Consider the following 2,571-nt stretch of genomic DNA (forward strand, 5'->3'; position numbering starts at 1 on the left):
CCCGCAGCTCAACCGACCCCGGCACCCGCCGAGTCACCCGCACCATCGTGCTCCACCAGCTCACACCCCACACGGCTTAACTCATGGCCATTGGGCGGTACCCCGTGCCGGCCGCGGGTTCGCGAGGAGGTCGTGCGGGCGTCCAGGCGGCCCTCGTTCGGCGAGCCCGCAGACGGAACCCGGGTCAGTGCCGCAGCACTCGGGGCCTCCTCCACGCTGTCCTCGGTGATCAGCGCGAGCGAGATGGGGGTGGTCTCACTCCCCCTTGCCTGTCCTGAGCAGTCCGGCCGCCCTGCTCACGGCCGTCTCGCCGATGCCCCTGGGAGAGTCGGCGACCATGGCCGAGAATCCGCAGTCCTGGACCGCGACCGGCTTTTCGTCGGTGCCGTTCTCGGTGACAGTCCCGGTGACGACCTCGATGTCCTTGCCGCACCGCGGGCATCGAAGACCCTGCGGGTCGCGAAGGCCATCTCCGCGTCGGCAACGGAGACATAGTCCAGGTCCGGGTGCGCCTCGGTCATGCACTCGGCGACATCCTGGGCCTTTCCGGAGTTGAACATGCCGGGCTGGTTGGCGACCTGATCGGCAGTCGGGACGTGCTGTGCCGAGACATCTCAGGGGACCAATTGATCGTTTCGGAATGACCTGCAGAGGCGTCGGAGGCAAATGATGCTGCAGGCGAGTTCGAGCAGGCCCTGTTAGCGGACCCTGTTGGAGGTCGGCTCGGCGCTCGTAACGGATACGCAGACGTCTGAATTCGTACAGCCAGGCGAAGGACGGCGGCACGGGGCCGGCTGACCGGCAGCGTCCGGCGTCTGTTCGGAGGTGACCCAGGCACCGGGCTCACCGAGTGGCACGACGAGCTCCTTGCCGTCCTCGTGGATGCCGAGGCGGGTACCGGCCACGATCGGCACGGTGGTCCGGTTCGAGGTGGCCAGGTGAGGCAGGATCCACAGCGGCACGGAGATCTGGACGGCGGCGTAGACGGCGGGCGTGGTTGCCATCGTGGGCAGGGTGCGGCGGGTCACGAGGCCGAGAGCCCTGCCCAAGGCGTTGTCACGTTAGCGGACCGGCCTGAGATGATCTTGGAGTTGGTCGTGCCGGGGAGGGGTTCGCTCGTGTCGTCCGCGCCGCCGTCGTCGTCGTACAAGGGGCACCGGTACCCGGTCGAGGTGATAGCGCACTGCGTGTGGCTGTACTTCCGTTTCCCGCTGTCGTTCGTGAGGTGGAGGAGCTGATGCTGCAGCGCGGCGTCAGCGTCTCCCACGAGACCGTCCGCCGCTGGTGTACGAAGTTCGGGCAGGCCTACGCCAACGGGCTGCGCCGCCGCCAGCCCCGGCCCGGGGACAAATGGCACCCGGACGAGGTCTTCATCAGGATCAACGGAGAGCAGAAGCACCTGTGGCGGGCCGTCGACCAGGACGGCAACGTGCCGGATAGCCTCGTGCAGGACCGCCGGGACACCGCCGCGGCCCGGCGCTTCTTCCGCCGCCTGATGAAGAAGACGTGTTCGGCGCCGAGGGTGGTCGTCACGGACAGGCTGCGCTCCTACGGCGCCGCCCACCGCGAGGTCATGCCCTCCGTCGAGCACCGTTCCCACAAGGGCCTGAACAACCGGGCGGAGAACAGTCATCAGCCCACCCGGCAGCGCGAACGCGCCATGAAGGGCTTCCGCAGCGTCGGCGGAGCCCAGCGGTTCCTGGCCGCGTTCAGCGGCATCTCACCTCACTTCCGGCCCCGGCGGCACCTGATGACCGCCACCGAATACCGCACCGAGATGACCACCCGCTTCGCCGTCCGGGACCAGATCACCGGCTTCGCCGGCCCGCCTGCCGCGGCCTGACCCGAAACTGCCGCCCGGCCCCACCACACCCGGCACACCGTCAGGCACTCACACACTCAACAACGTGACAGCGCCCAGTCGGACCGCGTGACCGGGGACCGCAGGCCGAACCACTGCTCGGCGCCGTAGGCCTCGAACCGCTCTACCTCGGTGAACCCCAGTTTTGCCGCGAGGCGCATCGAGCCGACGTTGGCGGTCTGGGTGGTGAGCACCACCGGCTCGCCGGGAAGGACGCCGGCGAACCAGCCGAGTGCCGCCGCGCACGCCTCGGCGGCGTACCCGAATCCCCACGCCCGCGGCAGGAACAGGTAGCCGAGATCGGCCTTCCCCGCGGCAGCCGGGCGACGGTGCTCCGTGGCTCTCCTGAGCAGGATCTGGCCGATCATCGCCCCGTCGAGATCGACGACGAAACTACCGGGCCACCGCTCGGGTACCCCGGGCATCTCGCGCTCAAGTTCGTCTCGCGGCCGGGGGCCGCCGAGGTAGGTGTGCACCTCTGGCGACGCCAGCAGCTCGACGAACGCCGCACGGTCCCGGGCCTCGGGCTCTCGGAGCACGAGCCGCTCGGTCTTGATCGGGGCAGGTGGCCAGGCGACGGGTCCAAGTTCAGTCATGCCGACCAGCTCATCAGCACGGAACCTGTCAAAGCGATCAAGGCAGGTAGATCGTTCTAACGTTGTGCCGGGATCAGTGGGCCGTCCGGTGCCGGCTTGTTGATCCAGGCGGCT

2 protein-coding genes and 1 pseudogene are annotated in these 2,571 nt (G+C 68.8%); 1 reads left to right on the forward strand and 2 read right to left on the reverse strand.

The features are described 5' to 3' along the window. Positions 1-698 precede the first annotated feature (698 nt). Positions 699-1,004, reverse strand: a complete 306-nt coding sequence (locus tag ACFYQA_RS39365) for a hypothetical protein (protein WP_388928640.1) — start codon at positions 1,002-1,004, stop codon at positions 699-701. Positions 1,005-1,079: 75 nt separating this feature from the next. Here ACFYQA_RS39365 and ACFYQA_RS39370 point away from each other — a divergent pair. After that, a pseudogene (locus ACFYQA_RS39370) lies at positions 1,080-1,843 on the forward strand (IS6 family transposase). A 56-nt stretch (positions 1,844-1,899) separates the two neighbouring features. Here the strand turns inward: ACFYQA_RS39370 and ACFYQA_RS39375 are convergent. After that, positions 1,900-2,457, reverse strand: coding sequence for a GNAT family N-acetyltransferase (locus ACFYQA_RS39375; protein WP_388928638.1), 558 nt, complete (start codon positions 2,455-2,457; stop codon positions 1,900-1,902). Between the last annotated feature and the right edge of the window lie 114 nt (positions 2,458-2,571).

The sequence above is a fragment of the Streptomyces sp. NPDC005774 genome, assembly GCF_042871645.1.
GTDB lineage: Bacteria > Actinomycetota > Actinomycetes > Streptomycetales > Streptomycetaceae > Streptomyces > Streptomyces pratens.

Bases quoted from the DNA above. Each gene is read 5' to 3' on its own strand.
- ACFYQA_RS39365 (WP_388928640.1), bottom strand. From the start codon at position 1,004: ATGGCAACCACGCCCGCCGTCTACGCCGCCGTCCAGATCTCCGTGCCG.
- ACFYQA_RS39375 (WP_388928638.1), bottom strand. From the start codon at position 2,457: ATGACTGAACTTGGACCCGTCGCCTGGCCACCTGCCCCGATCAAGACC.